The following is a 25,412-nucleotide window of genomic DNA, read 5'->3' as shown; positions in this document are numbered from 1 at the left end:
GTCTGCGTCGCGGCGCTCACTTGGGGGTGACCACCTTGTAGTTCTTCGGCACCTGCGCGTCGGGGCGGCGCAGGTACATCGGCAGCGGGTCGAGGAAGCCCTCCCCGCCGGCCTTGAGCTTCTCCGCGGCCAGGGCGGCGAGCGCGGCGGCCGACTGGTGCTCGGGCTCGCGGGCGTCCGGGAAGGCCTCGGGGTAGAGGAGGGCGCCGGCGCCGACGACGGGGAGTCCGGCGAGGGAGGCGGCGATGTCGGCGGGCCGGTCGACGGCCGCGTCGGTCACGCGGGTGCGGGAGTTCTCGTACCGCGCCCAGTAGACCTCCTTGCGCCGGGCGTCCGTCGCGACGGCGAAGGGCTCGTCGATCCCGGAGGCGTACGCGAGGCCGTCGAGGGTGCACAGGCCGTGCACCGGCACGCCGAGCGCGGACGAGAAGGCCGCGGCCGTGACGAGGCCGACGCGGAGCCCGGTGTACGGGCCGGGGCCGACGCCGACGACGATCCCGGTGACCGCGTCGAGCTTGAGACCGGCCTCGGCGAGGACCCGGTCGACGGCGGGCAGCAGCAGCTCCCCGTGGCGGCGGGCGTCGACCTGGCTCGACGCGGCGACGACGGTCTCGCCGTCGTGGAGGGCGACGGTGACGGCGGGGGTGGCGGTATCCATGGCGAGCAACAGCACGCGAACAGCCTACGGCTCCCGGGCACGCTGCCCCGAACCTCGGGCGGGCGACTGCTACCGTCACCCTTCGATACGTACGTACGAGAGGTGGGCACGGTGGCACGGAGCAGCTCGGGATTCGTGGCCGGGCTCACGGCGGCGGCCATTGTCGCGGTCGGCGTCCTCGCCTACCAGGCCTCGGCGAACGCGCCCGCCGATCTGTCGGTGAAGCCGCGGACGCCGGGCACGGCCGCCCCCTCCGTCTCGCCGAGCGGCGGCCCGAAGCAGCCGGCCAAGGACCCCCTCACCGTCCCCGCGAACTCGGGCAGCGGCGAGCGGGTCGTGTACTCGCTCACCGACCGCCGGGTGTGGCTCGTGGACGGCAAGGGCAAGGCCACCCGGACGTTCGCGGTGTGGCCGAGCACGGTCGACCCGGTGCCGGGGGCGTACAAGGTGACCTCGCGCTCGGGTTCGGTGCGCGGTTCGGACGGGGTGCAGATCGAGCACGTGGTGCGGTTCGCGACGGCCCAGGACGTGGCGATCGGCTTCAGCGCGGCGGTCGACGGCTCGACGCCGTCCCCGGACCCGGCGCGGAAGACCGGCGGCATCCGGATGAAGCGGGCCGACGGGGACGCGATGTGGACGTTCGCGGTGATCGGCGCGAAGGTCGTCGTCGTCGGCTAGGCCGCCTCGTCCCGTACGGGTACGGGCTCCTCTTCCTCGGTCTCCGTCGGTGGCGGGGTCGACAGGGCGCGCGCGGCCGCGCAGGACGCGAGCAGCTCGCTCATCGAGACGTGGTCCCGGCCGGGTTCCGCGCGTTCGGGCGTCGCCATGCATGCCTCCCGTAGGTTAGGTACACCTAACCAGCTCGTGCCTCCATGTCACCACGGCTCGTGCGACCCACGCAACACCTTCCCGACACGTTGTCGGAACCTACGTACGGACGGCTCAGAACAGATCCAGGTCCTCGTCGGCCCAGCGCGCGCCGATCCCGCGCAGCACGACCGTGCGCCGGTCGTCGTCGGTGTCGCCGGTCACCCGGTGGATGAGCAGGTGCAGCCGGTCGTCGGTCAGCTCCTCGACCTTGCCGTCGCCCCACTCGACGACGATCACGGACTCGGGCAGCGACACGTCCAGGTCGAGGTCCTCCATCTCGTCGAGACCGCCGCCGAGCCGGTACGCGTCGACGTGGACCAGGGCCGGACCGCCGACGAGGGACGGGTGGACGCGGGCGATGACGAAGGTCGGGGAGGTGACGGCCCCGCGCACGCCGAGGCCCTCGCCGAGGCCGCGGGTCAGGGTGGTCTTCCCGGCGCCGAGCTCACCGGTGAGCATGACGAGGTCACCGGGCCGGAGGATCTTCGCGAGCCGGCGACCGAGCTCCTGCATCCGCTGCGGGGAGTCGACGGAGAGGGTGGCGCCGGAGACGGGCGGATGTGCTGCTTCCATACGGCAAACCTAGCGCGTGCGGAAGCCCTCCCCGGCCGGGACGGCGCCGGACCGGACCAGCAGGTCGGCGAGCCGGTCGGTGACCGCCTCCGGGTGCTCCAGCATCACCAGGTGGCCCGCGTCCGGGACGATGACCAGCTCCGCGTCCGGCAGGAGGGCGGCGATGGCCTCGGTGTGCGAGCTGGGGGTGACCAGGTCGTTGTCCCCGGCGAGCGCGAGCACCGGCAGCTCGCGGAAGGCGGCGAGGGCGGCCGTCTTGTCGTGCTCGGCGAAGGCCGGGTAGAAGGCGGCGACGACGTCGATCGGGGTCGACTCGATCATCCGCTCGGCGAAGCGGGCGACCGCCGGGTCCACGTCCTTCGACGCGAACGAGTACTTCTTGATCAGCCCGGCGAACAGGTCGGCGGTCGCCCGCCGCCCGCGCTCGACCAGCTCCGCCTGGGAGCCGAGGGCCCGCAGGACGCCCGGCAGGACCCGCCGGACGGCGTTGACGCCGGCGAGCGGCAGCCCGTACGTCACCTCCCCGAGCTTCCCCGCCGAGGTGCCGACGAGGGCGACGCCGACGACCCGGTCGCGGATCAGCTCCGGGTACTGCTCGGCGAGCGCCATCACCGTCATGCCGCCCATCGAGTGCCCGACGAGGACCAGCGGCCCCTCGGGCGCGGCCGCGTCGAGGACCGCCTTGAGGTCGCGGCCGAGCCGGTCGATGGAGACGGGCACCCCGTCGGGCCCGGCCTGGGAGACCCCGTGGCCGGAGCGACCGTGGCTGCGCTGGTCCCAGTGGACGGTACGGACCAGACCGCGCAGGGCGGCCCGCTGGAAGTGCCAGGAGTCCTGGTTGAGGCAGTAGCCGTGGCTGAAGACGACGGTGACGGGCGCGGGCTCGCGGCGCCCGAAGAGCCTCCGGCGGCGGGCCGGCGGGGCGTCCGCCTCGACCTCGTCCACCTCGTAGTGCAGGACGGTCCCGTCGTCGGCGAGGGCCCGCCCGGGGGTGCCGCGCAGACCGCCGTACGGGCCGGTGGCGTCCAGGGCGAGCCGTGCCTTCTGCCGTACGGAGCGGCCGACGGTGAGCCGTTCGACGGCGACCCCGGCGGCCGCGCCCGCGGCCAGGACGCCTATCGCGGCACCGGCGAACCCGGCACGCCGCCAGCTGCTGCCACTCGACTCCGCCATCGCGGGCTACTCCCCCAGGTAGACCCGCGGGACGCGCGCCCCGATCCGGGTGACGATCTCGTACGCGATGGTGTCGGCGGCCACCGCCCAGTCCTCGGCCGTCGGCTCGCCCCGGTCCCCGGGGCCGAAGAGCACGGCCTCGGTGCCGGGCTCCGGGGTGTCCCCGCCGAGGTCGACCACGAACTGGTCCATGGCGACGCGCCCGGCGACGGTACGGACGCGGCCGTCGACGAGGACGGGCCCCCGCCCGGAGGCGTGCCGGGGAACCCCGTCGGCGTACCCGAGCGGGATGAGCCCCAGGGTGGTCGCCTCGCCGGTCACGTAGTGGTGCCCGTAACTCACCCCGTGCCCGGCGGGGACGTGCTTCACCAGCGCGAGGCTCGCCTTGAGCGACATGACGGGCCGCAGGCCGAGCTCCGCGGAGGTGCCGAGCTCGGGGCTCGGCGAGACGCCGTACATCGCGATGCCGGGCCTGACCAGGTCGAAGTGGGCCTCGGGCAGCGTGAGGGTGGCCGGGGAGTTCGCGATGTGCCGGACCTCGGGCCGGACACCCGCCTGCTCGGCGTGGTCCAGCATCGAGCGGAAGACGTCGAGCTGGGCGGCGATCGACGGGTGGTGCGGCTCGTCGGCGCAGGCGAAGTGCGACCAGAGGCCGGTCACCTTCACGAGCCCGTCGACCTCGGCCTTCAGGGCGGCGGCGACCAGCTCGGGCCAGTCGGCGGGCTGACAGCCGTTGCGGCCGAGCCCGGTGTCGGCCTTGAGCTGGATCCTGGCGGTCCTGCCGACCTTCCTCGCCGCCCGGACGACCTCCTCCAGGGCCCACATCCCGCTCACCGAGATGTCGAGCCCGGCCTCGATGCCCTGGTCCCAGGGGTCGCCGGGGGTCCAGAGCCAGCACATGACGGGAACGTCCGTGATGCCCGCGGCGCGCAGGGCGAGCGCCTCGTGCGGGGTGGCCGTGCCGAGCCAGTCCGCGCCCGCGTCCAGGGCGGCACGGGCACAGCGCAGGGCGCCGTGTCCGTACGCGTCGGCCTTGACCACGGCCATGATCCGGACGTGGGGGGCGACGCGGGCGCGCAGCGTGCGGACGTTCGCACGCAGCGCGCCGAGGTCGATCTCGGCGCGGGCCCTGGGGGGCGGAGGTGTCTCAGTCATCGCGCCCAGTCTCTCAGGTGTCAGCTGCCGGGCCGCTTTCCCCAGATGTAGACCCGGTCACCCTTACGGAGGACGCCCCAGAGTTTCCGCGCGTCGGCGTAGCTCAGATTGACGCAGCCGCGGCTGCCGCCGGGCGTGGCGAGCTGCCCGTACACGGCGTGGAAGGCCTGCCCGCCGCTGAAGAACTGGGCGTACGGCATGGGGGTGTCGTAGATGGACGACCAGTGGTCCTTGTGGCGCCAGTAGACGGTGTGCCAGCCGGTACGGGTGGCGTAACCGGGCCGCCCGGTCCGCACGTTGACGACCGCATACGTCACCTTCTTCCCCTTTCGCACCCACATGAGCTGCCGGTCGAGGTCGACGCAGGCGACGGCGTACGTCTTCACGGGGCAGCGCCGGCCGGGGTCGAGGCTCTTCCGGGCGGCGAGCAGCTCGGCGCGCGCCCAGGTGACGGGTCCGGCGTAGCCGACGGCCGGCTTGATCTTCTCCTTCACCTGGAAGGCGCGGATGGCCCGGCAGTCGGCGGCGGACTGCTTCCCGTCGACGGGCAGCCCGAGGAGCCGCTCGACCCGCCGCTGGTGGACGCCGGCCTTGGCGGTGCAGGCGGCTCCGACGGCGCTCCGGGGCAGGTACTCGACGAGCTCGTCGACCTCCTCCTCGGGCTCGGGCACGGGGACGCCGTCCGCCTCCTCCTCGTGCAGGGGCGGCAGCACCTGATCGGGCGTGTCCATCGGAAACTCGGCCCGCCCGCCCCCGACGACCCCGGGCACGAGCGGGTCGGGTTCGCTGAAGGGCGGGGCGGCGCCGGCGGCGGGCGCCAGCGCGAGGGAGGCGGCGAGGACGAACAACAGGGGCGCGGTACGGCTTCTCCAACGGATCACCCCACCCACCCAATCCGCCCGCCGCCGAACGGGCGCGCGGGAACCCACGGGTGGGCGAACGGGGTTGACCCGAGTGGGGGTCGGGGTCGGGCCCCTGGGGGAGCCGAGTGGGGGGGCGGGCCCCTGGGGGAGCCGAGTGGGGCGGGCCCCTGGAGGGCCGGCGGGCCCCCGGGCGCCTAAGACGCCGTCACGTCCCGCCACGCCCCCCGCAGCGAGTCCGCCACCTCCGTCGCCGTCACCGGCGCCCCGCCCTCCGACGCCCGCCGGGCGGCGAGACCGTGGAGGTAGGCCGCACAGGAGGCCGCGTCCAGGGCCGGGAGGCCGGCCGCGAGGAGAGAGCCCGCGAGGCCGGACAGGACGTCGCCGCTGCCGGCCGTGGCGAGCCAGGAGGTCCCGGTCGGATTGACCCGTACGGGGCCGACCCCACCCGCCCCGCACACCACCGTCGTCGAACCCTTCAGCAGCACGGTCGCCCCGAAGCGGCCCGCCAGCTCCCGGACGGCGGCGAGCCGCCCGGCCTCGACCTCCTCACGGGCGACGCCGAGAAGCGCCGCCGCCTCGCCGGCGTGCGGGGTGAGCAGGGTCGGGGCGGTGCGGCCGCGGACGGCGGCGGGGTCGAGGCCGCGGAGGCCGTCGGCGTCGACGAGGACGGGGACGTCGGAGTCGAGGACCTCGCCGACCGCGACCCCGGCGCCCGGCCCTTCGCCGAGGCCCGGCCCGACGACCCAGGCCTGGACCCGGCCGGCCTTCTCGGGGCGCCCGGAGTGCACGAGGGTCTCGGGGTGGGCGGCGAGCACGGTGTCCCCGGCGGGCCCGACGTACCGCACGGCCCCGGCGCCGCCGCGCAGGGCGCCCGCGACGGCGAGGACGGCGGCGCCGGGGTAGCGGGTGGAACCGGCGACGACGCCGACGACCCCGCGCCGGTACTTGTCGCTCTCGGCGCCCGGCGCGGGCAGCAGCCACGCCAGGTCGCCGTGCTGGAGGGCCTCCAGGTCGGGCACGCCCGGGAGGAGGGGGCCGAGCCCGATGTCGACGAGCCGCAGCGCGCCCGCGTACTCACGCGCGGGGTCGACGAGCAGACCGGGCTTGTACGCGCCGAAGGTGATCGTCGCGTCGGCGGGCAGCGCCTCCCCGTGGACCTCGCCGGTGTCGGCGTCGACACCGCTGGGCAGGTCGACGGCGACGACGACGGCGTCGGAGCCGCGGGCGGCGCGGGCGACGGGGACGGCGTCCGGGCGGAGCCCGCCGCGGCCTCCGATGCCGGTGATGCCGTCGAGGACGAGGTCGGCGCGGGCGAGGGGCTCGAACGGGTCGTCGGCGACGCGGCCGCCCGCCGCGCGGAGCGCCGCGAGCCCGGCGTCGTGCGCCCGCTCCCCGAGCAGCACGGCCGTGACGCCGGCGCCGCGCCGGGCGAGCCGGGCGCCGGCGTACAGGGCGTCGCCGCCGTTGTCGCCGCTGCCGACGAGGAGGACGACGCGGGCGCCGTACACCCGGCCCTTGCCGAGCAGGGAACAACAGGCGGCGGCGAGGCCGGCGGCGGCGCGCTGCATGAGGGCGCCGGCGGGGAGCCGGGCCATGAGCGCGGCCTCGGCGGCCCGAACGGTCTCCACGCGATAAGCACTACGCATACGAGCAGTCTGCCCTCCCCGTTGCGGGCCCGCTTCCGCCGTTGTGGGCGCGCTTCCGCCGTTGTGGGCGCGCTTCCGCCCGTTGTGGGCGCGCTTCCGCCCGTTGTGGGCAATCGTTCCGCTGGGGCGGAGCCCACCCGCCCGGACGGCGCCCACCCCGTTGTGGGCAGGCGTTCCGCTGGGGCGGTGCCCACCCCGTTGTCGGCAGGCGTTCCGCAAGGGGCGGAACGGGTGGGCACAACGGAACGGCGCCCTTGCCGGCGCCAGAGGTTCCCGCGCCTGAACCCGCACCCACGGTGACGGCGCGCTCGGGGTGCGGGTCAGGGCGCGGAACGCGGAGGCGCCGCGAGAGGGCGCCGTCCCGTGTGCCCACCCGTCCCGCCCCAGCGGGACGATTGCCCACACGGGGGTGGGCCCGTGCGCCCCCCATCGCGGCGCGGGCCCCACACGGGCGGTGAGCCGGGGCGCCGCCCAGCAAGGGCGCGGGCCCCACACGGGCGGTGAGCCGGGGCGCCGCCCAGCAAGGGCGCGGGCCCCACGCGGGCGGTGAGCCGGGGCGCCGCCCAGCGAGGGCGCGGGCCCCACACGGGCGGTGGGCCCGGGCGCCGCCCGGCAAAGGCGCGGGCCCCACACGGCGGCGGGGCGCCGCCCGGCAACGGCGCGGGCGGTGCTCAGCCCTCTGCGATCACCACCGCCGACGCCACCCCCGCGTCATGGCTCAGCGAGACGTGCCAGTGTCGGACACCCAGCTCCGCCGCCCGCGCCGCCACCGTCCCCCGGACCCGCAGCCGTGGCTGGCCGCTGTCCTCGACGTACACCTCGGCGTCGGTCCAGTGCAGCCCGCCGGGCGCGCCAAGGGCCTTCGCCACCGCCTCCTTCGCGGCGAAGCGCACGGCGAGCGAGGCGACGCCGCGCCGCTCGCCGCTCGCGAGCAGCAGCTCGCTCTCGACGAAGAGGCGCTGCAGCAGCCCCGGTGTGCGCTCGATCGACGCGGCGAAGCGGTCGATCTCCGCCACGTCGATCCCCACCCCAATGATCATTTCCCACTCACTCCACGGTCACGGATTTGGCCAGGTTGCGCGGCTGGTCGACCTCGTTGCCCCGCGCGGTGGCGAGCTCGCAGGCGAAGACCTGGAGCGGCACCGTGGCGACCAGCGGCTGGAGCAGCGTAGGCGTGGCGGGGATGCGGACGAGGTGGTCGGCGTACGGGACGACGGCTTCGTCGCCCTCCTCGGCGATGACGATGGTCCGGGCTCCCCGCGCCCGGATCTCCTGGATGTTGGAGACGATCTTGTCGTGGAGGACGGACCGCCCGCGCGGCGAGGGCACGACCACGACGACCGGCAGGTCCTCCTCGATGAGCGCGATCGGCCCGTGCTTGAGCTCGCCGGCCGCGAAGCCCTCGGCGTGCATGTACGCGAGCTCCTTGAGCTTCAGCGCGCCCTCCAGGGCCACGGGGTAGCCGACGTGACGCCCCAGGAACAGCACGGTGTCCTTGTCGGCGAGGGACCGGGCCAGGGCCCGTACCGGCTCCATGGTGTCCAGGACGCGCTCGACGTCGTCGCCGATCCGGGCGAGGTCGCGGACGACGTCGTGGATCTCGTCGCCCCACTTGGTGCCGCGCACCTGGCCGAGGTAGAGCGCGAGCAGATAGCAGGCCACCAGCTGGGTGAGGAAGGCCTTGGTGGAGGCGACGGCGACCTCGGGCCCTGCGTGGGTGTAGAGGACCGCGTCCGACTCCCTCGGGATCGTCGAACCGTTCGTGTTGCACACGGCCAGCACCTTGGCGCCCTGCTCGCGCGCGTGCCGCAGCGCCATCAGGGTGTCCATGGTCTCGCCGGACTGGGAGATGGCGATGACGAGGGTGCGCCGGTTGAGAATCGGGTCGCGGTAGCGGAACTCGCTGGCGAGCTCGACCTCGCAGGGGATCCGGGTCCAGTGCTCGATGGCGTACTTGGCGATGAGCCCGGCGTGGAAGGCGGTGCCGCACGCGATGATGACGACCTTGTCGGCCTCGCGGAGCACGGAGTCGGGGATGCGGACCTCGTCGAGGGTGAGCCGGCCGGCCCCGTCGATCCGCCCGAGGAGGGTGTCGGCGACGGCCTTGGGCTGTTCGGCGATCTCCTTGAGCATGAAGTAGTCGTAGCCGCCCTTCTCGGCGGCGGAGGCGTCCCAGTCGACGTGGTAGGCCCGTACGTCGGCGGGGACCCCGTCGAAGTCGGTGACGGTGACGCCGTCCCGGGTGAGCTCGACGACCTGGTCCTGGCCGAGTTCGATCGCGGACCGGGTGTGGGCGATGAACGCGGAGACGTCGGAGGCGAGGAAGTTCTCCCCCTCCCCCACGCCGACGACGAGCGGCGAGTTCCGGCGGGCGCCGACGACGACGTCGGGCTGGTCGGCGTGGACGGCGACGAGGGTGAAGGCCCCGTCGAGCCGGCGGCAGACGAGCCGCATGGCCTCGGCGAGGTCCCCGGCGGAGGAGAACTCCTCGGCGAGGAGGTGGGCCACGACCTCGGTGTCGGTCTCGGAGAGCAGCGTGTGACCGCGCTCGGCGAGCTCCTCCCGCAGGCAGGCGAAGTTCTCGATGATGCCGTTGTGGACGACGGCGACCCGCCCGGCGTTGTCGAGGTGGGGGTGGGCGTTGGCGTCGGTGGGCCCGCCGTGGGTGGCCCAGCGGGTGTGCCCGATGCCGACGGAGCCGCCGGGCAGCGGCCGGTCGACGAGTTCCTTCTCCAGGTTGACGAGCTTGCCCGCCTTCTTGGCCGCGGCGAGCCCGCCGTCGGCGAGCACGGCGACCCCGGCGGAGTCGTACCCCCGGTACTCCAGCCGCTTCAGCCCCGCGACGACCACATCAAGCGCCGACTGCCCGCCGACGTATCCCACGATTCCGCACATGACGGCAGACTACGGCGGAACCCGCCCCACCGGCCGGACCCCGACCCGAGTCGACGCGGGCCGCGTCAACGGTGGCGGCGCGTGACCGACCCCACGGCCCAAGGAGCCCGCCGACCCGGGACAATGGCCGGGTGATCACTTCGCCGCCACGAAGCCCCGATGGAGATCCCGGCGACGGTGCCGGGGCCGGCAAGGCCGGTGCTTCCGGTACTTCCCGCAATGGGGCCGGACAGCGTCGGCCCTCCGAGGCGACCCCGTACGTCGACCTCACCCGGGCCGAGTGGAGCGCCCTGCGCGACAAGACGCCGCTCCCGCTGACCGCCGACGAGGTCGAGCGGCTCCGCGGCCTCGGGGACGTCATCGACCTCGACGAGGTCCGGGACATCTACCTCCCGCTCTCCCGGCTGCTCAACCTGTACGTGCAGGCCACCAGCGGTCTCCGCGGCGCCCTGAACACCTTCCTCGGCGAGAACGCCGAGCAGCGCGGCACCCCCTTCGTCATAGGGGTCGCCGGCTCCGTGGCGGTCGGCAAGTCGACCGTCTCCCGGCTGCTGCAGGCCCTGCTCGCCCGCTGGCCCGAGCACCCCCGCGTCGAGCTGGTGACCACGGACGCCTTCCTCTACCCGATGGAGGAGCTGAAGGCGCGCGGCCTGATGTCGCGGAAGGGTTTCCCCGAGTCGTACGACCGCCGCGCCCTCACCCGCTTCGTCGCGGACGTCAAGGCGGGCAAGGACGAGGTCACCGCCCCGGTCTACTCGCACCTGATCTACGACCGCGTGCCCGGCGAGCGCCTCGTCGTGCGCCGCCCGGACATCCTCGTCGTGGAGGGCCTGAACGTCCTCCAGCCCGCCCTCCCCGGCAAGGACGGCCGGACCCGCGTCGGTCTCGCCGACTACTTCGACTTCTCGGTGTACGTGGACGCGCGCCCCGAGGACATCGAGCGCTGGTACCTCAACCGCTTCCGCAAGCTGCGCGACACCGCCTTCCAGGACCCGTCCTCGTACTTCCGGCGCTGGACGCAGGTCTCCGAGGAGGAGGCCTTCGACTACGCCCGCACGATGTGGCGCACCATCAACAAGGTGAACCTCCTGGAGAACGTGGCCCCGACCCGCGGCCGGGCGACCCTCGTCGTCCGCAAGGGCCCCGACCACAAGGTGCAGCGCCTGAGCCTCCGCAAGCTCTGACGGTCCGTAAGCTCGGGACATGTTGCATGTGCGGATGATCGTCCCGCCGGACCGCACCACGGCCGCGGTCGAGCTGATCGAGTCGACGGTGGGCACCACGCACCTCGTGGTGCTGCCGGGTGCGGCCAGGGACCCGGTGGGCGACCTGGTCCTGTGCGACACGGCCCGCGAGTCGGCCGACGAACTGTTGCACGGGCTGCGGGGCATGGGGATCGACCAGGACGGGTCGATCGCGGTGGAGAACATCGACCTGTCGATGTCCACGCGGGCGGACGCGGCCGAGGAGGAGGCACCGGGCGAGGGCGCGGACGCCGTCATCTGGGAGCAGCTGGCGGAGGCGACCCACGAGGAGTCGACGCTCTCCTTCACCTACCTCTCCTTCATGGGCCTGGCGACGATGATCGCGGCCTGCGGTGTCGTCCTGGACAACGCGATCCTGATCGTGGGCGCCATGGCGGTCGGCCCGGAGTTCGGCCCGCTCGCCGGGGTGTGCACGGCGATCGTGCAGCGGGCGCCGAAGCTGGCGGCCCGCTCGCTGACGGCGCTGCTCATCGGCTTCCTGACGGCGATCCTGGCGACGACCCTGTTCAGTCTGCTCATGGACTGGCTGGGCCTGTTCAGCGACGCCATGCTGGACGCCGAGCGTCCGCAGACCGGCTTCATCTGGAAGCCGGACCCGTTCTCGTTCGTGGTGGCGCTGCTGGCGGGCGCGGCAGGCACCCTCTCCCTGACGTCGTCGAAGTCCGGCGCCCTGGTGGGGGTGGCGATCTCGGTGACCACGGTCCCGGCGGCGGCGAACGCGGCGGTGGCGCTGGGCTACGGCGAGTTCGCGCAGATGATGGGGTCGATCGGGCAGCTGCTGCTCAACCTGCTGGGCATCATCCTGGCGGGTACGGCGACCCTGGCCCTGCAGCAGCGGCTGTGGCGCACCCAGCGCGGGCGTCTCAAGCGCCGGCTGCGCAGGGGCTGACCCCCGTCTCGTACATGAGGGCCCGCCGCACCGGATTCCGGTGTGACGGGCCCTCACGCACACGCATGACGGTGCCCCAGAAAGGCTAGCCCAGCGCGGACTTCACGACGTCCGCGAGGCGCTGCGCGACGGCGCGGGCCTGCTCGATGTCGGCGGCCTCGACCATGACGCGGACCAGCGGCTCGGTGCCGGAGGGGCGGAGCAGGACGCGGCCGGTGGAGCCGAGCTCCCGCTCGGCGTCGGTGACGGCGGCGGCGAGCTCACCGGAGGTGGTGACCCGGGCCTTGTCGACGTCCTTGACGTTGATGAGGATCTGCGGCAGCCGCTCCATGACGCCGGCGAGGTCCGCGAGCGACTTGCCGGTGGCGGCGACGCGGGCGGCCAGCATCAGGCCGGTGAGGGTGCCGTCGCCGGTGGTGGCGTGGTCGAGCACGATGACGTGGCCCGACTGCTCGCCGCCGAGGGCGTAGTCGTGCTCCTTCATGGACTCCAGGACGTAGCGGTCGCCGACCGCGGTCTGGACGAGGTTCAGGCCCTCGCGCTCCATGGCGAGCTTGAAGCCCAGGTTGGACATGACGGTCGCGACGACGGTGTCGCCGCGCAGGGTGCCGGCCTCGCGCATGGCGAGGGCGAGCACGGCGAGGATCTGGTCGCCGTCGACCTCGTTGCCGGCGGCGTCCACGGCGAGGCAGCGGTCGGCGTCGCCGTCGTGGGCGATGCCCAGGTCGGCGCCGTGCTCGACGACGGCGGCCTTGAGCAGCTCCAGGTGGGTGGAGCCGCAGCCGTCGTTGATGTTGAGGCCGTCCGGCTCGGCGCCGATGGTGACGACCTGGGCGCCGGCCCGGGAGAAGGCCTCGGGCGAGACGCGGGCGGCGGCGCCGTGGGCCTCGTCGAGGACGATCTTCAGCCCGTCGAGCCGGTTGGGGAGGACGGTGAGGAGGTGGGAGACGTACGTCTCGAAGCCCTCGTCGTAGTCGCGGACGCGGCCGACGCCGGCACCGGTCGGGCGTTCCCAGGGGGCGCCGGTGCGGTGCTCCTCGTACACGGCCTCGATCTTGTCCTCCAGCTCGTCGGCGAGCTTGTGGCCGCCGCGGGCGAAGAACTTGATGCCGTTGTCGGGCATGGCGTTGTGGCTGGCGGAGAGCATCACGCCGAGGTCGGCGCCGAGGACGCCGGTGAGATGGGCCACGGCCGGGGTGGGCAGGACGCCGACGCGCAGGACGTCCACGCCCGCGCTGGCGAGGCCGGCCACGACGGCCGCCTCCAGGAACTCTCCGGAGGCCCGCGGGTCCCGTCCGACCACGGCCGTCGGCCGGTGGCCCTCGAAGGTGCCCGCCTCGGCGAGCACGTGCGCGGCCGCGACCGACAGGCCGAGCGCCAGCTCCGCCGTCAGGTCCGCGTTGGCGACGCCGCGTACGCCGTCCGTGCCGAAGAGTCGTCCCACAGCTGTCCTCCGAAAATACGTGCCCAAGCGAAAGAGAAAGAGGTTATGAAAAAACGTACGCCCCGACGGCACGGGCAGTGCCGCCGGGGCGTACGCAAAGCAGACCGAGCAGGCGATTAGCGCTTGCTGTACTGCGGAGCCTTGCGGGCCTTCTTGAGACCGGCCTTCTTCCGCTCGACCGCACGGTCGTCACGGGAGAGGAAGCCGGCCTTCTTCAGCGCCGGGCGGTTGTTCTCGACGTCCGCCTCGTTCAGCGCACGGGCCACGCCGAGGCGCAGGGCGCCGGCCTGGCCGGAGACACCGCCACCCGCGATGCGGGCGATGACGTCGTAGCGGTTGTCGAGCTCGAGCACCTTGAAGGGCTCGTTGACTTCCTGCTGGTGGACCTTGTTCGGGAAGTAGTCCTCGAGCGTACGCCCGTTGATCTTCCACTTGCCGGTGCCCGGAACGATCCGGACGCGGGCGATGGCGTTCTTGCGACGGCCCAGGCCGGCGGCCGGCTGCGGGTCGCCGAAGCGGGACGCGAGCGACTCGGAGGTGTACTCACCCTCGACGAGCTCGGTCTCGGTGGTGTACTCCTCGACGCCCTCGAACTCGTCGACGGGGGTCTCGGGGGTGGTCTCGGCCACGATGCTCCTCAGATTTCTTTCGTTCTTAGGGGGTGTGGCCGGAATTACTGCGCGACCTGGGTGATCTCGAACGGAACCGGCTGCTGGGCAGCGTGCGGGTGGTTCTCGCCCGCGTAGACCTTCAGCTTCGAGAGCATCTGACGGCCCAGGGAGTTCTTGGGGATCATGCCCTTGATGGCCTTCTCGACGGCCTTCTCGGGGTTCTTGTCGAGCAGCTCGTCGTAACGGACGGAGCGCAGACCACCCGGGAAGCCAGAGTGGCGGTAGGCCATCTTCTGGGTCTTCTTGTTGCCGGACAGGTGGACCTTGTCAGCGTTGATGATGATGACGAAGTCGCCCATGTCCATGTGCGGGGCGTAGACCGGCTTGTGCTTGCCTCGCAGGAGGTTCGCAGCCGTGGTCGCCAGACGGCCCAGGACGATGTCCTGCGCGTCGATGATGTGCCACTGGCGAGTGACATCGCCGGGCTTGGGGCTGTACGTACGCACTTCGTAGCCTTCGCTTCTTCAGTGGATGGAGTCCAGACACACCTGAAGCGATCATGCAGCTGGGGCCTGCACTGCCGGGAACATCGCCCGTATGCGAGCCACTGGTAACTGCTCCAGGGAACTTGCGTAAGGGCCTGTCGCGTGAGAACGACGAAGCCAGTACGCATAACAAACCGCAACAGTACCCGCGCCACCCCGGGCGGGTCAAAACGCCGGGGGACGCCCACGGGTTGTGGGCATACGTTCCGCAAGGGCGTGGGGGTCCCCCCGGACGGAGTCTGGGGGAGGGTGGGCACAACCCCGGACGCGCCTCCCGCGCCAGGGCCCGCCCCCACCCGCACCTACCGCGCCCGCTCGACCCTGCGCTCGTCCCACACGGGCTCGCTGGTCTCCCGTACGACCCCGTCGGACCCGAAGACCAGGAACCGGTCGAAGCTCTTCGCGAACCAGCGGTCGTGCGTGACGGCCATCACGGTGCCCTCGTACGACTCCAGGCCCTCCTGGAGCGCCTCGGCGGACTCCAGGTCCAGGTTGTCCGTGGGCTCGTCGAGCAGCAGCGCCGTCGTCCCCGCCAGCTCCAGGAGCAGGATCTGGAACCGCGCCTGCTGCCCGCCCGACAGCTTGTCGAACGGCTGGTCCCCCTGCCGCTCCAGCTCGTACCGCCGCAGCACCGACATCGCCGCGCCCCGGTCCTTGGCGTGCTCCGTCCACAGGATGTCGACGAGCGGCCGCCCGGCCAGTTCGGGGTGCGCGTGGGTCTGCGCGAAGTGCCCCGGCACGACCCGCGCGCCGAGCTTCCACGTACCCGTGTGGGCGACCGACGGGTCCCCCGCGAGCAGCCGCAGGAAGTGGGACTTGCCGGACCCGTTCGAGCCGAGGACGGCGACCCGCTCCCCGTAGAAGATCTCAAGCGAGAACGGCTTCATCAGACCGGTCAGCTCAAGGTTCTCGCAGGTCACGGCCCGCACCCCGGTCCGCCCGCCGCGCAGCCGCATCCGGATGTCCTGCTCGCGCGGCGGCTCCGGCGGCGGGCCCGCCTCCTCGAACTTCCGCAGCCGGGTCTGCGCCGCCGCGTACCGGGAGGCCATCTCGTGGCTGACCGCGGCCGCCTGCCGCAGGTTGATCACCAGCTTCTTCAGCTGCGCGTGCTTCTCGTCCCAGCGCCGCTTGAGCTCCTCGAAGCGGGCGAACCGCTCCCGACGCGCCTCGTGGAAGGTGTCGAAGCCGCCGCCGTGCACCCAGACGTCCGAGCCGGCCGGCCCGGGCTCGACCGCGATGATCTTCTGCGCGCCCCGGGAGAGCAGCTCCCGGTCGTGCGAGATGAAGAGCACGGTCTTACGGGTCTCCCGCAGCCGCTCCTCCAGCCACCGCTTGCCGGGCACGTCGAGGTAGTTGTCCGGCTCGTCGAGCAGCAGAACCTCGTCGGGGCCGCGCAGCAGCGACTCCAGGACCAGCCGCTTCTGCTCGCCGCCGGAGAGCGTCCGGACCTCACGGAACTGCGCCTTCTCGTACGGGACGCCCAGCGCGGCCATCGTGCAGATGTCCCAGAGGGTCTCCGCCTCGTAGCCCTGCACCTCGGCCCAGTCGCTGAGGGCCTGCGCGTACTTCATCTGCGCGGCCTCGTCGTCGACCGTCATGATCAGGTGCTCGGCCTCGTCGACGGCCTTCGCGGCCTCCCGGATCCGGGGCTGCGCGACCGAGACCAGCAGGTCACGGACGGTGGACTCGTCCCGTACGGAGCCGACGAACTGCGGCATCACACCGAGGCCGCCGCTGACCGTGACGGTGCCGCCGTGCGGCTGGAGCTCCCCGGCGATCATCCGGAGCAGTGTGGTCTTGCCGGCGCCGTTGGCCCCGACGAGGGCGACGACGGCACCCTCTCCGACCCGGAAGGAGGCGTCCCCGAGCAGGACCCTCCCGTCGGGAAGGTAGTACTCCAGATGCGCGGCCTCGACATGTCCCATGGGATGCATTGTCACCGCCCGCGTGGGCCCGGCCCAACCGGTTTAGGATGCGCGGCATGAGCTTTGGGGGACCGCAGTGGCCGCAGGAGCCGCAGCAGCAGGGGCAGCAGGGGTACGGACAGCAGCCCGGGTACGGGTACCCGCCGCAGCAGGGGGACGGCCGGCAGCCGGGCTACGGCTATCCGCAGCCGGCCCCACCGGCGCAGCCGAACCCCTTCCCCGGCGCGCAGGGCAGCAGCGACACCCCTGACTGGGGCGCCCTCGCCGACGCCAGCGCCTCGCGCGGCCGCCGCAAGCGCCTCCTGCTGATCGGCGGCGGCGTCCTGGCCACCGTGGCGGTGGGCGCGATCGTCGCGACGGCCGTCGTCAGCACCAACAAGAAGAACGACGAGGCCAAGAACGGCCCCGTCCCCACCGGCACGGTCTCCCCCACCGGCACCCCGACCCCGGAGCCGACCTTCTCGTCGGTGGCGCCGCCGCCCCCGCCGAACCCGAAGGACTACATCTCGGACCCGAAGAAGGACAAGGCCCCGCTCACCGCCGAGGGCCTCTTCCCGGGCAAGAAGATGAGCATGAACGGCCGCGCCTACACCAAGGGCGCGACCTCGGCCACGACGAACTGCGCGTCCGTCACCCAGGGCGGCCTCGGCACGGTCCTGAAGCAGAACGGCTGCCAGCGGGTGCTCCGCGCCACCTATGTGAAGGACGGCGTGGCGATCACCGTCGGCGTCGCCGTCTTCCCGTCCGAGGCGGCCGCCCAGAAGGCGAAGGACCAGGCCACCGGCGGCATCGCGCCCCTCACGGGCGCGGGCGTGGGTGATTTCTGCCACGCCACGGTCTGCCTGCGCCGCTCGAACGCGATCGGCCGGTACGCGTACTTCACCCAGGGCGGCTTCGCCAACGGCAAGAAGGTCACCAAGGCCGACAAGCCCGTCTTCCAGGCCAGCGACGACCTCGGCACCTTCGCCTTCAACCAGATCTACGCCCGGGGCCGCGCCCAGGCCTCAGCAGCAGCCGGCAACCCCGGGGAGTGACCGCTTGTTGCGGGCCTCCTTGCTGCGGGCGGCCAACAGCTCGTCCGCCGGGTAGCCGACCTCTTCGAGGGTGAGCCCGTGCGGCCGCACGACGTGGACGGCCGAGTCGCGGACGCCGGCGGCGAGCACCTTGCCGGGCCAGTCGACCGGCCGGTGGCCGTCGCCGACGAAGAGCAGGGCGCCGACGAGCGAGCGGACCATGTTGTGGCAGAAGGCGTCCGCCTTCACGGTCGCCTCCAGGATCCCGTCGTCCCGCCGCTCCCAGCGCAGCACCTGGAGGGTGCGGATGGTGGTGGCGCCCTCGCGCTTCTTGCAGTACGCGGCGAAGTCGTGCTCGCCGACGAGCGCGGTGGCGGCCTCGTTCATGGCGTCCATGTCGAGGGTCCAGTCGTGCCAGAGCACGTGCCCGCGGAGCAGCGGGTCGACGCCGCCGGGGTTGTCGGTGACGCGGTAGGCGTAGCGGCGCCAGATGGCGGAGAACCGGGCGTTGAAGCCGGCGGGGGCCTCTGCCACGGACCAGACCCGCACATCGTGCGGGAGGCGCCCTGCGAGCCGCCGGAGCAGCTTGTCCCGGTGCTCGGCCCACAGCTCCACGGGCAGGTCGACATGGGCGACCTGGCCGCGCGCGTGCACCCCGGCGTCGGTCCGGCCGGCGACGGTCAGCTCGTACGTCTCCTTGGACCGGGTCACGGTCCTCAGGGCGTCCTCGATCTCTCCCTGTACGGTCCGCTGCCCCTGGGCCTGCTTGGCCCAGCCGGAGAAGTCCTTGCCGTCGTACGAAAGGTCGAGCCGAACCCGTACGAACCCGTCCTGCACGTCATCGCTCACGCGGAGATCCTCTCAAACACACGGGAACGGGCCCGCACCCCAGGGGGTACGGGCCCGCTCACGAGAAACGTACGAAAAACGCTTACGCGTCCTTCGCCTCGTCCTCGGTCGCCTCGACGGCGGCGGCCTCGTCGGCCTCCTTGACGGCGCGCTTGGTGGCGGCCTCGGCCTCGGCAACGGTCGCCTTCTTGGCGATCTCGCCCTCGACCAGCTCGATCACGGCCATCGGGGCGTTGTCGCCACGACGGTTGCCGATCTTGGTGATGCGGGTGTAGCCACCCGGACGCTCCGAGTAACGCGGGGCGATCTCGGTGAAGAGGGTGTGGACGACGCCCTTGTCGGTGATCGTCTGCAGCACCAGGCGACGGTTGTGGATGTCGCCCTTCTTCGCCTTGGTGATCAGGCGCTCGGCGACCGGACGCAGGCGACGGGCCTTGGCCTCGGTCGTGGTGATGCGGCCGTGCTCGAAGAGCGACTTCGCCAGGTTGGCGAGGAGCAGCTTCTCGTGCGCGGCGGAACCGCCGAGGCGGGCACCCTTCGCGGGACGCGGCATGGTGTTTCTCCTTGTGATCTGCACCGGCCGTATGAGGTACCGATGTCAGTGTCCGAGCGGGCGGTCACCCGTCGGAGACCCCGCGCCCCAGAGGGGCGCGGGGAACTGCGCGACCAGCCGAAACCGGCCCGCAGCAAGACTGCGACTAGTACTGCTCGGTCTCGACGAACCCGGCATCCGCGTCGTCGTCGGCGCCGAAGGCGTCCGCCGCGGCGGTCGGGTCGAATCCGGGCGGGCTGTCCTTGAGGGCCAGGCCCATGCCGGCCAGCTTCGCCTTGACCTCGTCGATCGACTTCGCACCGAAGTTGCGGATGTCGAGCAGGTCGGCCTCGGAGCGGGCGACGAGCTCACCCACGGAGTGGATGCCCTCACGCTTGAGGCAGTTGTACGAGCGAACGGTGAGCTCGAGCTCCTCGATCGGCAGCGCGAGGTCGGCGGCGAGGGCGGCGTCCGTCGGGGACGGGCCCATGTCGATGCCCTCGGCGTCGATGTTGAGCTCGCGGGCCAGACCGAACAGCTCGACCAGGGTCTTGCCGGCGGACGCCATGGCGTCACGCGGGCGCATGGCCTGCTTGGTCTCGACGTCGACGATGAGCTTGTCGAAGTCGGTGCGCTGCTCGACTCGGGTCGCCTCGACCTTGTAGGTGACCTTGAGGACCGGCGAGTAGATGGAGTCGACCGGGATGCGGCCGATCTCCTGGCCGACCTGCTTGTTCTGGACGGCGGAGACGTAGCCGCGACCGCGCTCGACGGTCAGCTCCATCTCCAGCTTGCCCTTGCCGTTGAGCGTGGCGAGAACGAGGTCGGGGTTGTGCACCTCGACACCGGCCGGGGGCGCGATGTCGGCGGCGGTGACCAGACCCGGGCCCTGCTTGCGCAGGTACATCACGACCGGCTCGTCGTGCTCCGAGGAGACGACCAGCTGCTTGATGTTGAGGATGAGGTCGGTGACGTCCTCCTTGACGCCCGGCACGGTGGTGAACTCGTGCAGGACACCGTCGATGCGGATGCTGGTGACAGCGGCACCCGGGATCGAGGAGAGGAGGGTACGGCGGAGGGAGTTGCCGAGGGTGTAGCCGAAGCCCGGCTCCAGCGGCTCGATGACGAACCGGGAGCGGAACTCGTCGACGACCTCTTCGGTCAGCGACGGACGCTGAGCGATAAGCATGTCTGTGTTTCCTTCAGTCGTGGACGCCCACTATTTGACGCCCGACGGGGGTGTTACGTACTGCAAGGGTACGGGCGGTACGCCCCCGAAAGGGGACGCACCGCCCGAAAGTCCAGGTCAAGCAGCCAGTGCGTCAGACGCGGCGGCGCTTGGGGGGACGGCAGCCGTTGTGCGGCGTGGGGGTGACGTCCTGGATCGAGCCGACCTCGAGGCCGGTGGCCTGGAGGGAGCGGATCGCGGTCTCACGGCCGGAGCCGGGACCCTTGACGAAGACGTCGACCTTGCGCATGCCGTGCTCCTGCGCGCGGCGAGCGGCCGACTCGGCGGCCATCTGCGCGGCGAACGGGGTGGACTTGCGCGAGCCCTTGAAGCCGACGTGGCCGGCGGAGGCCCAGGAGATCACGTTGCCCGAGGGGTCCGTGATCGAGACGATCGTGTTGTTGAACGTGCTCTTGATGTGCGCGTGGCCGTGAGCGACGTTCTTCTTTTCCTTGCGGCGCACCTTCTTGGCAGCGCCCTGACGACCCTTGGGGGGCATCTCTTACTCCTACGGGAGGTGGTCGGTCCTACAGCGAAGACCGCTTGGTCAAGCGTCCGCTGAGGACTACTTCTTGCCCGGCTTCTTCTTGCCGGCGATGGCGCGACGCGGGCCCTTGCGGGTACGAGCGTTCGTGCTGGTGCGCTGGCCGCGGACGGGCAGGCCACGACGGTGGCGCAGGCCCTGGTAGCAGCCGATCTCGACCTTGCGGCGGATGTCGGCGGCGATCTCGCGGCGGAGGTCACCCTCGGTCTGGAGGTTGGCGTCCACGTACTCGCGGATCTTGACGAGGTCTTCCTCGGCAAGGTCGCGGACACGGGTGGACGGGTTCACGCCGGTGGCGGCGAGGATCTCCTCGGACCGGGTACGCCCGATGCCGAAGACGTAGGTGAGTGCGACCACCACACGCTTTTCGCGCGGGATGTCAACACCGGAAACGCGTGCCATTCAATGGCTCCTGTGTTCTCGGGGGTCTGCTGCAGAACCGTTCCCGGCTGCCGTATGAGGTACAGGTCGGGTCCCCGGCCCCCGCCGGAGGTGCCGTCAACCGTGGGACACGGTCGGACGGGCTCTGCGTATGTACGTATTGCTATGCGTCGCGCGAAGAACTGCGAAATGCAGGTCGGTCGGCGTGCGTCAGCCCTGGCGCTGCTTGTGGCGCAGGTTGTCGCAGATGACCATGACCCGGCCGTGACGGCGGATCACCTTGCACTTGTCGCAGATCTTCTTGACGCTCGGCTTGACCTTCATGGGATGTGAGGTTCTCCGGGTCAGTGCCACCACCCGCGCGGAGGGCGGGTGCGGGCAAGATCTACTTGTACCGGTAGACGATCCGGCCACGCGTCAGGTCGTACGGAGAGAGCTCCACGACGACCCGGTCGTCCGGGAGGATTCGGATGTAGTGCATCCGCATCTTGCCGGAGATGTGCGCGAGGACCTTGTGACCGTTCTGGAGCTCCACCTTGAACATGGCGTTCGGGAGGGACTCGATCACGGTGCCCTCGATTTCGATGGCACCTTGCTTCTTGGCCACGCTTCGCCTTTCGAATCGGCTACCTTGATCGACTCTCGCCGCCGGGTGCGGACACACGGGTACACGAGAGCCGACGCATCAGTCTACGTCAGGCCCCAGGAAAAGACGAATCGGGAAGTCTGCCCACCGTAGAAGATCATTACGCGGACCCGAAATCGGCCCTACGCCAGCGGGTCCGGGGCCGCCGTGACGCCGAGCTCCGCCAGCTTCGCCTTGCCGCCGTCGATGGCCGTGAGGACCAGGGGGCCCTCCTCCGTCAGGGCGATGCTGTGCTCCCAGTGGGAGGACCAGGTGCCGTCCGTCGTGATGACCGTCCAGTCGTCCTTCAGGACCTCCGTCTGCGGGGTGCCCAGGGAGACCATCGGCTCGATCGCCAGGCAGAAGCCGGGGACCAGCTTCGGGCCCTTGCCGCGCTTGCGGGAGACGTAGTTCAGCAGGTGCGGGTCCATGTGCATCTCGGTGCCGATGCCGTGGCCGCCGTAGTCCTCGATGATCCCGTACCGGCCGAGGCTGTGGTCGCCGACGGCCGGCCGCGGCTGCCGCTTGATGTACGTCTCGATCGCCCGCGAGATGTCCACCAGGCGGTTGCCGAGCTTCATGGCCGCGATGCCGGCCCACATCGACTCCTCGGTCACCCGGGAGAGCTCCACGAGCTCCGGCGCGTGGCCCGTGCCCACGAAGGCCGTGTACGCCGCGTCACCGTGCCAGCCGTCCACGATCGCGCCGCAGTCGATGGAGATGATGTCGCCGTCCTTGAGGACGGTCTTGTCGTCGGGGATGCCGTGGACGACGACCTCGTTCACCGAGGTGCAGATCGTCGCGGGGAAGCCGCCGTAGCCGAGGAAGTTCGACTTCGCCCCGTGGTCGGCGATGACCTTCCGCGCGACCTCGTCCAGGTCCTTCGTCGTGGCGCCCGGCACGGCCGCCTCACGCGTCGCCGCGTGGATGGCGGCGACGACCAGCCCCGCCTCGCGCATCTTCGCGATCTGCTCGGGGGTCTTGATCTGCACCATCGTGGCCGCGGCCTTTCCTTCGAGTACGGGGAACAGAACAACGATACGGCCGCGACGCCCCGAGGGGCACCGCGGCCGTATCGCACGAACCAGGGGTTACTTCTTGAGCGCGTCCATCGCCTTGGCGGTGACCTCGTCCACCTTGCCGAGCGCCAGGATCGTCTCCACCAGGTTCTGCTCCCGGTAGTAGTCGATGATCGGCTCGGTCTCGGTGTGGTAGACCGCCAGACGCTTGCGGACGGTCTCCTCCGTGTCGTCCTCGCGCTGGTACAGCTCGCCGCCGCAGGCGTCGCAGACACCCTCGGTCTTGGGAGCGTTGTACGTCACGTGGAACACGTGCGAGGAGTCGTTGCGGCAGATGCGGCGACCCGCGATCCGCTTCACGACCTCGTCCTCGGGGACCTCCAGGTCCAGGACCGCGTCCAGCTCGATGCCGTCGGCCTTCAGGAACGCGTCCAGGGCCTCGGCCTGGGCCACGTTCCGCGGGAACCCGTCGAGCAGGAAGCCGCCCTCGGCGTCCGCCTGGCGCATGCGGTCCTCGGCCATCCCGATCGTCACGGAGTCCGGCACGAGCTGGCCGGCCTTCATGTACGACTGCGCCTCTACGCCGAGCGGCGTGCCCTGCGAGATGTTGGCACGGAACAGGTCGCCCGTAGAGATGTGCGGGATGCCCAGGTTCTTGGCGAGGTACGCGGCCTGCGTGCCCTTGCCCGCACCGGGCGGTCCGACGAGGACGATTCGCATCAGCGGAGGAACCCTTCGTAATTGCGCTGCTGGAGCTGGCTCTCGATCTGCTTCACGGTCTCCAGCCCCACACCCACGATGATGAGGATGCTCGTCCCACCGAAGGGGAAGTTGGCATTGGCGCCACCGAAGCCTGCCAACGCCATCGTCGGCACAAGAGCGATCAGACCCAAGTACAGCGAGCCCGGCCAAGTGATCCGGTTGAGCACGTAGCTCAGATACTCGGCAGTAGGTCGACCAGCCCGGATACCCGGGATGAAGCCACCATACTTCTTCATGTTGTCGGCGACTTCCTCGGGGTTGAACGAGATCGCCACGTAGAAGAAGGCGAAGAACACGATCAGAAGGAAGTACGCGGCGATGTAGTAGGGGTGGTCACCCTTGACGAAGTGGGCTTCGATCCAGGTCTTCCACCCTGCGGTGGAGTTCGAGAACTGCGCGATCAAGGCCGGGATGTAGAGCAGCGACGACGCGAAGATGACAGGAATCACACCCGCCTGGTTCACCTTCAACGGGATGTAAGTGGACGTACCGCCGTACGACCTGCGGCCGATCATGCGCTTCGCGTACTGGACCGGGATGCGTCGCTGGGCCTGCTCGACGAAGACCACGAGGGCCACCATCACGAAGCCGATGAGGATGACGGTGCCGAACTCGATCCAGCCCTTGGCGAGCTTGCCGCTCTCCTTGATGGCCCACAGGGCGCCCGGGAAGCCGGCGGCGATCGAGATGAACATCAGGATCGACATGCCGTTGCCGATGCCACGGTCGGTGATCAGCTCGCCGAGCCACATGACGATGCAGGTGCCCGCGGTCATCGTGATGACCATGGTGGCGATGGTGAAGATCGACTGGTTCGGCACGACCTGGTCGGCGACGATGCAGCCGCTGAACAGCGCACCGCTCTTGGCGGTCGCGACGAGACCGGTGCCCTGGAGGATGGCGAGGGCCACGGTCAGGTACCGGGTGTACTGCGTGATCTTGGCAGTACCGGCCTGACCCTCCTTCTTGAGGGCTTCGAGGCGCGGGATCACGACGGTCAGCAGCTGCAGGATGATGCTCGCCGTGATGTACGGCATGATGCCGAGCGCGAAGATGGTGATCTGCAGCAGCGCCCCGCCACTGAACATGTTGACCAGGCCGAACAGGCTGTTGTTGCCCTCGCTGGCCTGCTTGACACACTGCTGGACGGCCTCGTAGCTGACGCCGGGCACCGGGATGTGGGCCCCGAGGCGGTACAGCACGATGATGGCGAGCGTGAAGAGCAGCTTCTTGCGCAGGTCGGGCGTCTTGAACGCCCGGGCGAACGCGGTGAGCACGGTGCCTCCTGCGACCCCCGCGCTATGCGTCAAGGGTGACGGTCTTGAGGTTCGACGATTGGGTATCGGTCATCAATTCCGTGCGGGCATACCGCACGGAGCCTAGACGGTGCACGCCACCTTACCGGCGACCATGCCCCCCTAGGAACGACCAACCGGGGATGCCCCTTTTGGGAGGCATCCCCGGTCGGATGTTCAAGCCATCGAGTCGTCTCAGACGAGCTCGGTGACGCTGCCGCCGGCGGCGGCGATCTTCTCCTTGGCGGAGCCGGAGACGGCGTCGACCGTCACCTGCAGCGCCACGGAGACCTCGCCCTGGCCCAGGACCTTGACGAGCTGGTTCTTGCGAACGGCACCCTTGGCGACCAGGTCGGCCACCGTGACCTCGCCACCCTGCGGGTAGAGCGCGGCCAGCTTGTCCAGGTTCACGACCTGGTACTCGGTGCGGAAGGGGTTCTTGAAGCCCTTCAGCTTCGGAAGACGCATGTGGAGGGGCATCTGGCCACCCTCGAAGCGCTCCGGAACCTGGTAACGGGCCTTCGTACCCTTCGTACCACGACCGGCCGTCTTACCCTTCGACGCCTCACCACGACCCACACGGGTCTTGGCGGTCTTGGCGCCCGGGGCGGGACGGAGGTTGTGGGCCTTCAGCGGGTTGTTCTCCGCCATG

28 protein-coding genes are annotated in these 25,412 nt (G+C 71.2%); 4 read left to right on the top strand and 24 right to left on the bottom strand.

Translation table 11 applies throughout. The features are described from left to right. Positions 1 to 16: 16 nt before the first annotated feature. Complete coding sequence (gene tsaB / locus ACWGN5_RS28435; protein WP_453520258.1) at positions 17 to 673, bottom strand: tRNA (adenosine(37)-N6)-threonylcarbamoyltransferase complex dimerization subunit type 1 TsaB; 657 nt, start codon at positions 671 to 673, stop codon at positions 17 to 19. Between the two features lie 120 nt (positions 674 to 793). Between tsaB and ACWGN5_RS28430 the strand changes: the two genes are divergently transcribed. Then, on the top strand, positions 794 to 1,336 hold the full coding sequence (locus ACWGN5_RS28430) for a hypothetical protein (protein WP_453520286.1): 543 nt from the start codon (positions 794 to 796) through the stop codon (positions 1,334 to 1,336). Here ACWGN5_RS28430 and ACWGN5_RS28425 read toward each other — a convergent pair. The 8 genes from ACWGN5_RS28425 to glmS all read right to left on the bottom strand — a co-directional run bounded on the left by ACWGN5_RS28425 (position 1,333) and on the right by glmS (position 9,833). Then, positions 1,333 to 1,485, bottom strand: coding sequence for a hypothetical protein (locus ACWGN5_RS28425; protein ID WP_453520255.1), 153 nt, complete (start codon positions 1,483 to 1,485; stop codon positions 1,333 to 1,335). The two genes, ACWGN5_RS28430 and ACWGN5_RS28425, sit on opposite strands and share 4 nt — an antisense overlap. Positions 1,486 to 1,600: 115 nt before the next feature. After that, a complete protein-coding gene (gene tsaE / locus ACWGN5_RS28420) occupies positions 1,601 to 2,101 on the bottom strand; it encodes a tRNA (adenosine(37)-N6)-threonylcarbamoyltransferase complex ATPase subunit type 1 TsaE (protein WP_453520252.1) in 501 nt (166 codons plus the stop codon). A 9-nt stretch (positions 2,102 to 2,110) separates the two neighbouring features. Then, on the bottom strand, positions 2,111 to 3,274 hold the full coding sequence (locus tag ACWGN5_RS28415) for an alpha/beta fold hydrolase (RefSeq protein WP_453520249.1): 1,164 nt from the start codon (positions 3,272 to 3,274) through the stop codon (positions 2,111 to 2,113). Between the two features lie 6 nt (positions 3,275 to 3,280). Then, positions 3,281 to 4,429, bottom strand: a complete 1,149-nt coding sequence (gene alr, locus ACWGN5_RS28410) for an alanine racemase (protein WP_453520246.1) — start codon at positions 4,427 to 4,429, stop codon at positions 3,281 to 3,283. A 20-nt stretch (positions 4,430 to 4,449) separates the two neighbouring features. Continuing rightward, entirely contained in the window at positions 4,450 to 5,310 is an 861-nt protein-coding gene (locus tag ACWGN5_RS28405; protein WP_453520243.1) for a L,D-transpeptidase, read from the bottom strand. Between the two features lie 176 nt (positions 5,311 to 5,486). Next, on the bottom strand, positions 5,487 to 6,938 hold the full coding sequence (locus ACWGN5_RS28400) for an NAD(P)H-hydrate dehydratase (RefSeq protein WP_453520240.1): 1,452 nt from the start codon (positions 6,936 to 6,938) through the stop codon (positions 5,487 to 5,489). A 671-nt stretch (positions 6,939 to 7,609) separates the two neighbouring features. Next, entirely contained in the window at positions 7,610 to 7,978 is a 369-nt protein-coding gene (locus ACWGN5_RS28395; RefSeq protein ID WP_453520237.1) for a holo-ACP synthase, read from the bottom strand. Between the two features lie 7 nt (positions 7,979 to 7,985). Next, positions 7,986 to 9,833: a glutamine--fructose-6-phosphate transaminase (isomerizing) gene (glmS, locus tag ACWGN5_RS28390; RefSeq protein WP_453520233.1), complete on the bottom strand. Its 1,848-nt coding sequence runs from the start codon at positions 9,831 to 9,833 to the stop codon at positions 7,986 to 7,988. 131 nt (positions 9,834 to 9,964) lie between these two features. Between glmS and coaA the strand changes: the two genes are divergently transcribed. Both coaA and ACWGN5_RS28380 read left to right on the top strand, forming a co-directional pair. Then, positions 9,965 to 11,017, top strand: a complete 1,053-nt coding sequence (coaA, locus tag ACWGN5_RS28385) for a type I pantothenate kinase (RefSeq protein ID WP_453520232.1) — start codon at positions 9,965 to 9,967, stop codon at positions 11,015 to 11,017. A 19-nt stretch (positions 11,018 to 11,036) separates the two neighbouring features. Further along, positions 11,037 to 11,987 carry a DUF389 domain-containing protein gene (locus ACWGN5_RS28380; protein WP_453520230.1) on the top strand — a complete coding sequence of 317 codons (951 nt, stop codon included), beginning with the start codon at positions 11,037 to 11,039 and terminating at the stop codon, positions 11,985 to 11,987. Between the two features lie 85 nt (positions 11,988 to 12,072). Here the strand turns inward: ACWGN5_RS28380 and glmM are convergent, their stop codons facing one another. The 4 genes from glmM to ACWGN5_RS28360 all read right to left on the bottom strand — a co-directional run bounded on the left by glmM (position 12,073) and on the right by ACWGN5_RS28360 (position 16,512). Further along, positions 12,073 to 13,431: a phosphoglucosamine mutase gene (gene glmM / locus ACWGN5_RS28375; RefSeq protein ID WP_453520227.1), complete on the bottom strand. Its 1,359-nt coding sequence runs from the start codon at positions 13,429 to 13,431 to the stop codon at positions 12,073 to 12,075. Between the two features lie 116 nt (positions 13,432 to 13,547). Next, a complete protein-coding gene (rpsI, locus tag ACWGN5_RS28370; RefSeq protein ID WP_015035601.1) occupies positions 13,548 to 14,060 on the bottom strand; it encodes a 30S ribosomal protein S9 in 513 nt (170 codons plus the stop codon). A gap of 44 nt (positions 14,061 to 14,104) precedes the next feature. Further along, entirely contained in the window at positions 14,105 to 14,548 is a 444-nt protein-coding gene (gene rplM, locus ACWGN5_RS28365; RefSeq protein ID WP_041130788.1) for a 50S ribosomal protein L13, read from the bottom strand. Between the two features lie 341 nt (positions 14,549 to 14,889). Beyond that, entirely contained in the window at positions 14,890 to 16,512 is a 1,623-nt protein-coding gene (locus tag ACWGN5_RS28360) for an ABC-F family ATP-binding cassette domain-containing protein (protein WP_453520225.1), read from the bottom strand. A gap of 56 nt (positions 16,513 to 16,568) precedes the next feature. Between ACWGN5_RS28360 and ACWGN5_RS28355 the strand changes: the two genes are divergently transcribed. Continuing rightward, entirely contained in the window at positions 16,569 to 17,546 is a 978-nt protein-coding gene (locus ACWGN5_RS28355) for a hypothetical protein (RefSeq protein ID WP_453520224.1), read from the top strand. Here ACWGN5_RS28355 and truA read toward each other — a convergent pair. From truA to rplO, 11 genes are all read right to left on the bottom strand, one after another. Further along, positions 17,517 to 18,374 carry a tRNA pseudouridine(38-40) synthase TruA gene (gene truA / locus ACWGN5_RS28350; RefSeq protein WP_453520221.1) on the bottom strand — a complete coding sequence of 286 codons (858 nt, stop codon included), beginning with the start codon at positions 18,372 to 18,374 and terminating at the stop codon, positions 17,517 to 17,519. The genes ACWGN5_RS28355 and truA overlap by 30 nt on opposite strands. A gap of 82 nt (positions 18,375 to 18,456) precedes the next feature. Next, complete coding sequence (rplQ, locus tag ACWGN5_RS28345; RefSeq protein WP_189847048.1) at positions 18,457 to 18,927, bottom strand: 50S ribosomal protein L17; 471 nt, start codon at positions 18,925 to 18,927, stop codon at positions 18,457 to 18,459. A 145-nt stretch (positions 18,928 to 19,072) separates the two neighbouring features. Further along, positions 19,073 to 20,095 (bottom strand): DNA-directed RNA polymerase subunit alpha, encoded by a 1,023-nt coding sequence (locus ACWGN5_RS28340; RefSeq protein WP_003966937.1) that lies wholly within the window; start codon positions 20,093 to 20,095, stop codon positions 19,073 to 19,075. Between the two features lie 133 nt (positions 20,096 to 20,228). Then, positions 20,229 to 20,633, bottom strand: a complete 405-nt coding sequence (gene rpsK, locus ACWGN5_RS28335; RefSeq protein ID WP_003956432.1) for a 30S ribosomal protein S11 — start codon at positions 20,631 to 20,633, stop codon at positions 20,229 to 20,231. Between the two features lie 66 nt (positions 20,634 to 20,699). Next, a complete protein-coding gene (gene rpsM, locus ACWGN5_RS28330) occupies positions 20,700 to 21,080 on the bottom strand; it encodes a 30S ribosomal protein S13 (RefSeq protein ID WP_015035595.1) in 381 nt (126 codons plus the stop codon). Positions 21,081 to 21,269: 189 nt separating this feature from the next. Beyond that, a complete protein-coding gene (gene rpmJ / locus ACWGN5_RS28325; protein WP_003956441.1) occupies positions 21,270 to 21,383 on the bottom strand; it encodes a 50S ribosomal protein L36 in 114 nt (37 codons plus the stop codon). Positions 21,384 to 21,444: 61 nt separating this feature from the next. Further along, a complete protein-coding gene (gene infA, locus ACWGN5_RS28320) occupies positions 21,445 to 21,666 on the bottom strand; it encodes a translation initiation factor IF-1 (RefSeq protein WP_003956442.1) in 222 nt (73 codons plus the stop codon). Positions 21,667 to 21,827: 161 nt separating this feature from the next. Next, positions 21,828 to 22,679, bottom strand: a complete 852-nt coding sequence (gene map / locus ACWGN5_RS28315; RefSeq protein ID WP_453520217.1) for a type I methionyl aminopeptidase — start codon at positions 22,677 to 22,679, stop codon at positions 21,828 to 21,830. A 96-nt stretch (positions 22,680 to 22,775) separates the two neighbouring features. Continuing rightward, positions 22,776 to 23,423, bottom strand: coding sequence for an adenylate kinase (locus tag ACWGN5_RS28310; RefSeq protein ID WP_453520214.1), 648 nt, complete (start codon positions 23,421 to 23,423; stop codon positions 22,776 to 22,778). Further along, complete coding sequence (gene secY, locus ACWGN5_RS28305) at positions 23,423 to 24,742, bottom strand: preprotein translocase subunit SecY (protein ID WP_369145968.1); 1,320 nt, start codon at positions 24,740 to 24,742, stop codon at positions 23,423 to 23,425. Before secY ends, ACWGN5_RS28310 begins: the two co-directional genes overlap by 1 nt. A gap of 213 nt (positions 24,743 to 24,955) precedes the next feature. Next, positions 24,956 to 25,411 carry a 50S ribosomal protein L15 gene (rplO, locus tag ACWGN5_RS28300; RefSeq protein WP_384880946.1) on the bottom strand — a complete coding sequence of 152 codons (456 nt, stop codon included), beginning with the start codon at positions 25,409 to 25,411 and terminating at the stop codon, positions 24,956 to 24,958. Position 25,412: the final 1 nt, after the last annotated feature.

Source organism: Streptomyces sp. NPDC055815 (assembly GCF_053616475.1).
Note: the sequence above shows the minus strand (reverse complement) of the source record. Positions and strands in the feature narration are given on the sequence as shown.

Coding starts and splice junctions, on each gene's coding strand:
- ACWGN5_RS28310 (WP_453520214.1), bottom strand. CDS start 23,423: ATGCGAATCGTCCTCGTCGGACCGCCCGGTGCGGGCAAGGGCACGCAG.
- rpsM (WP_015035595.1), bottom strand. CDS start 21,080: ATGGCACGCGTTTCCGGTGTTGACATCCCGCGCGAAAAGCGTGTGGTG.
- ACWGN5_RS28415 (WP_453520249.1), bottom strand. CDS start 3,274: ATGGCGGAGTCGAGTGGCAGCAGCTGGCGGCGTGCCGGGTTCGCCGGT.
- ACWGN5_RS28355 (WP_453520224.1), top strand. CDS start 16,569: ATGAGCTTTGGGGGACCGCAGTGGCCGCAGGAGCCGCAGCAGCAGGGG.
- ACWGN5_RS28380 (WP_453520230.1), top strand. CDS start 11,037: ATGTTGCATGTGCGGATGATCGTCCCGCCGGACCGCACCACGGCCGCG.
- rpmJ (WP_003956441.1), bottom strand. CDS start 21,383: ATGAAGGTCAAGCCGAGCGTCAAGAAGATCTGCGACAAGTGCAAGGTG.
- ACWGN5_RS28400 (WP_453520240.1), bottom strand. CDS start 6,938: ATGCGTAGTGCTTATCGCGTGGAGACCGTTCGGGCCGCCGAGGCCGCG.
- rpsK (WP_003956432.1), bottom strand. CDS start 20,633: ATGCCCCCCAAGGGTCGTCAGGGCGCTGCCAAGAAGGTGCGCCGCAAG.
- ACWGN5_RS28340 (WP_003966937.1), bottom strand. CDS start 20,095: ATGCTTATCGCTCAGCGTCCGTCGCTGACCGAAGAGGTCGTCGACGAG.
- map (WP_453520217.1), bottom strand. CDS start 22,679: ATGGTGCAGATCAAGACCCCCGAGCAGATCGCGAAGATGCGCGAGGCG.
- ACWGN5_RS28360 (WP_453520225.1), bottom strand. CDS start 16,512: ATGGGACATGTCGAGGCCGCGCATCTGGAGTACTACCTTCCCGACGGG.
- ACWGN5_RS28425 (WP_453520255.1), bottom strand. CDS start 1,485: ATGGCGACGCCCGAACGCGCGGAACCCGGCCGGGACCACGTCTCGATG.
- tsaE (WP_453520252.1), bottom strand. CDS start 2,101: ATGGAAGCAGCACATCCGCCCGTCTCCGGCGCCACCCTCTCCGTCGAC.
- ACWGN5_RS28395 (WP_453520237.1), bottom strand. CDS start 7,978: ATGATCATTGGGGTGGGGATCGACGTGGCGGAGATCGACCGCTTCGCC.
- rplO (WP_384880946.1), bottom strand. CDS start 25,411: ATGGCGGAGAACAACCCGCTGAAGGCCCACAACCTCCGTCCCGCCCCG.
- rplQ (WP_189847048.1), bottom strand. CDS start 18,927: ATGCCGCGTCCCGCGAAGGGTGCCCGCCTCGGCGGTTCCGCCGCGCAC.
- glmS (WP_453520233.1), bottom strand. CDS start 9,833: ATGTGCGGAATCGTGGGATACGTCGGCGGGCAGTCGGCGCTTGATGTG.
- alr (WP_453520246.1), bottom strand. CDS start 4,429: ATGACTGAGACACCTCCGCCCCCCAGGGCCCGCGCCGAGATCGACCTC.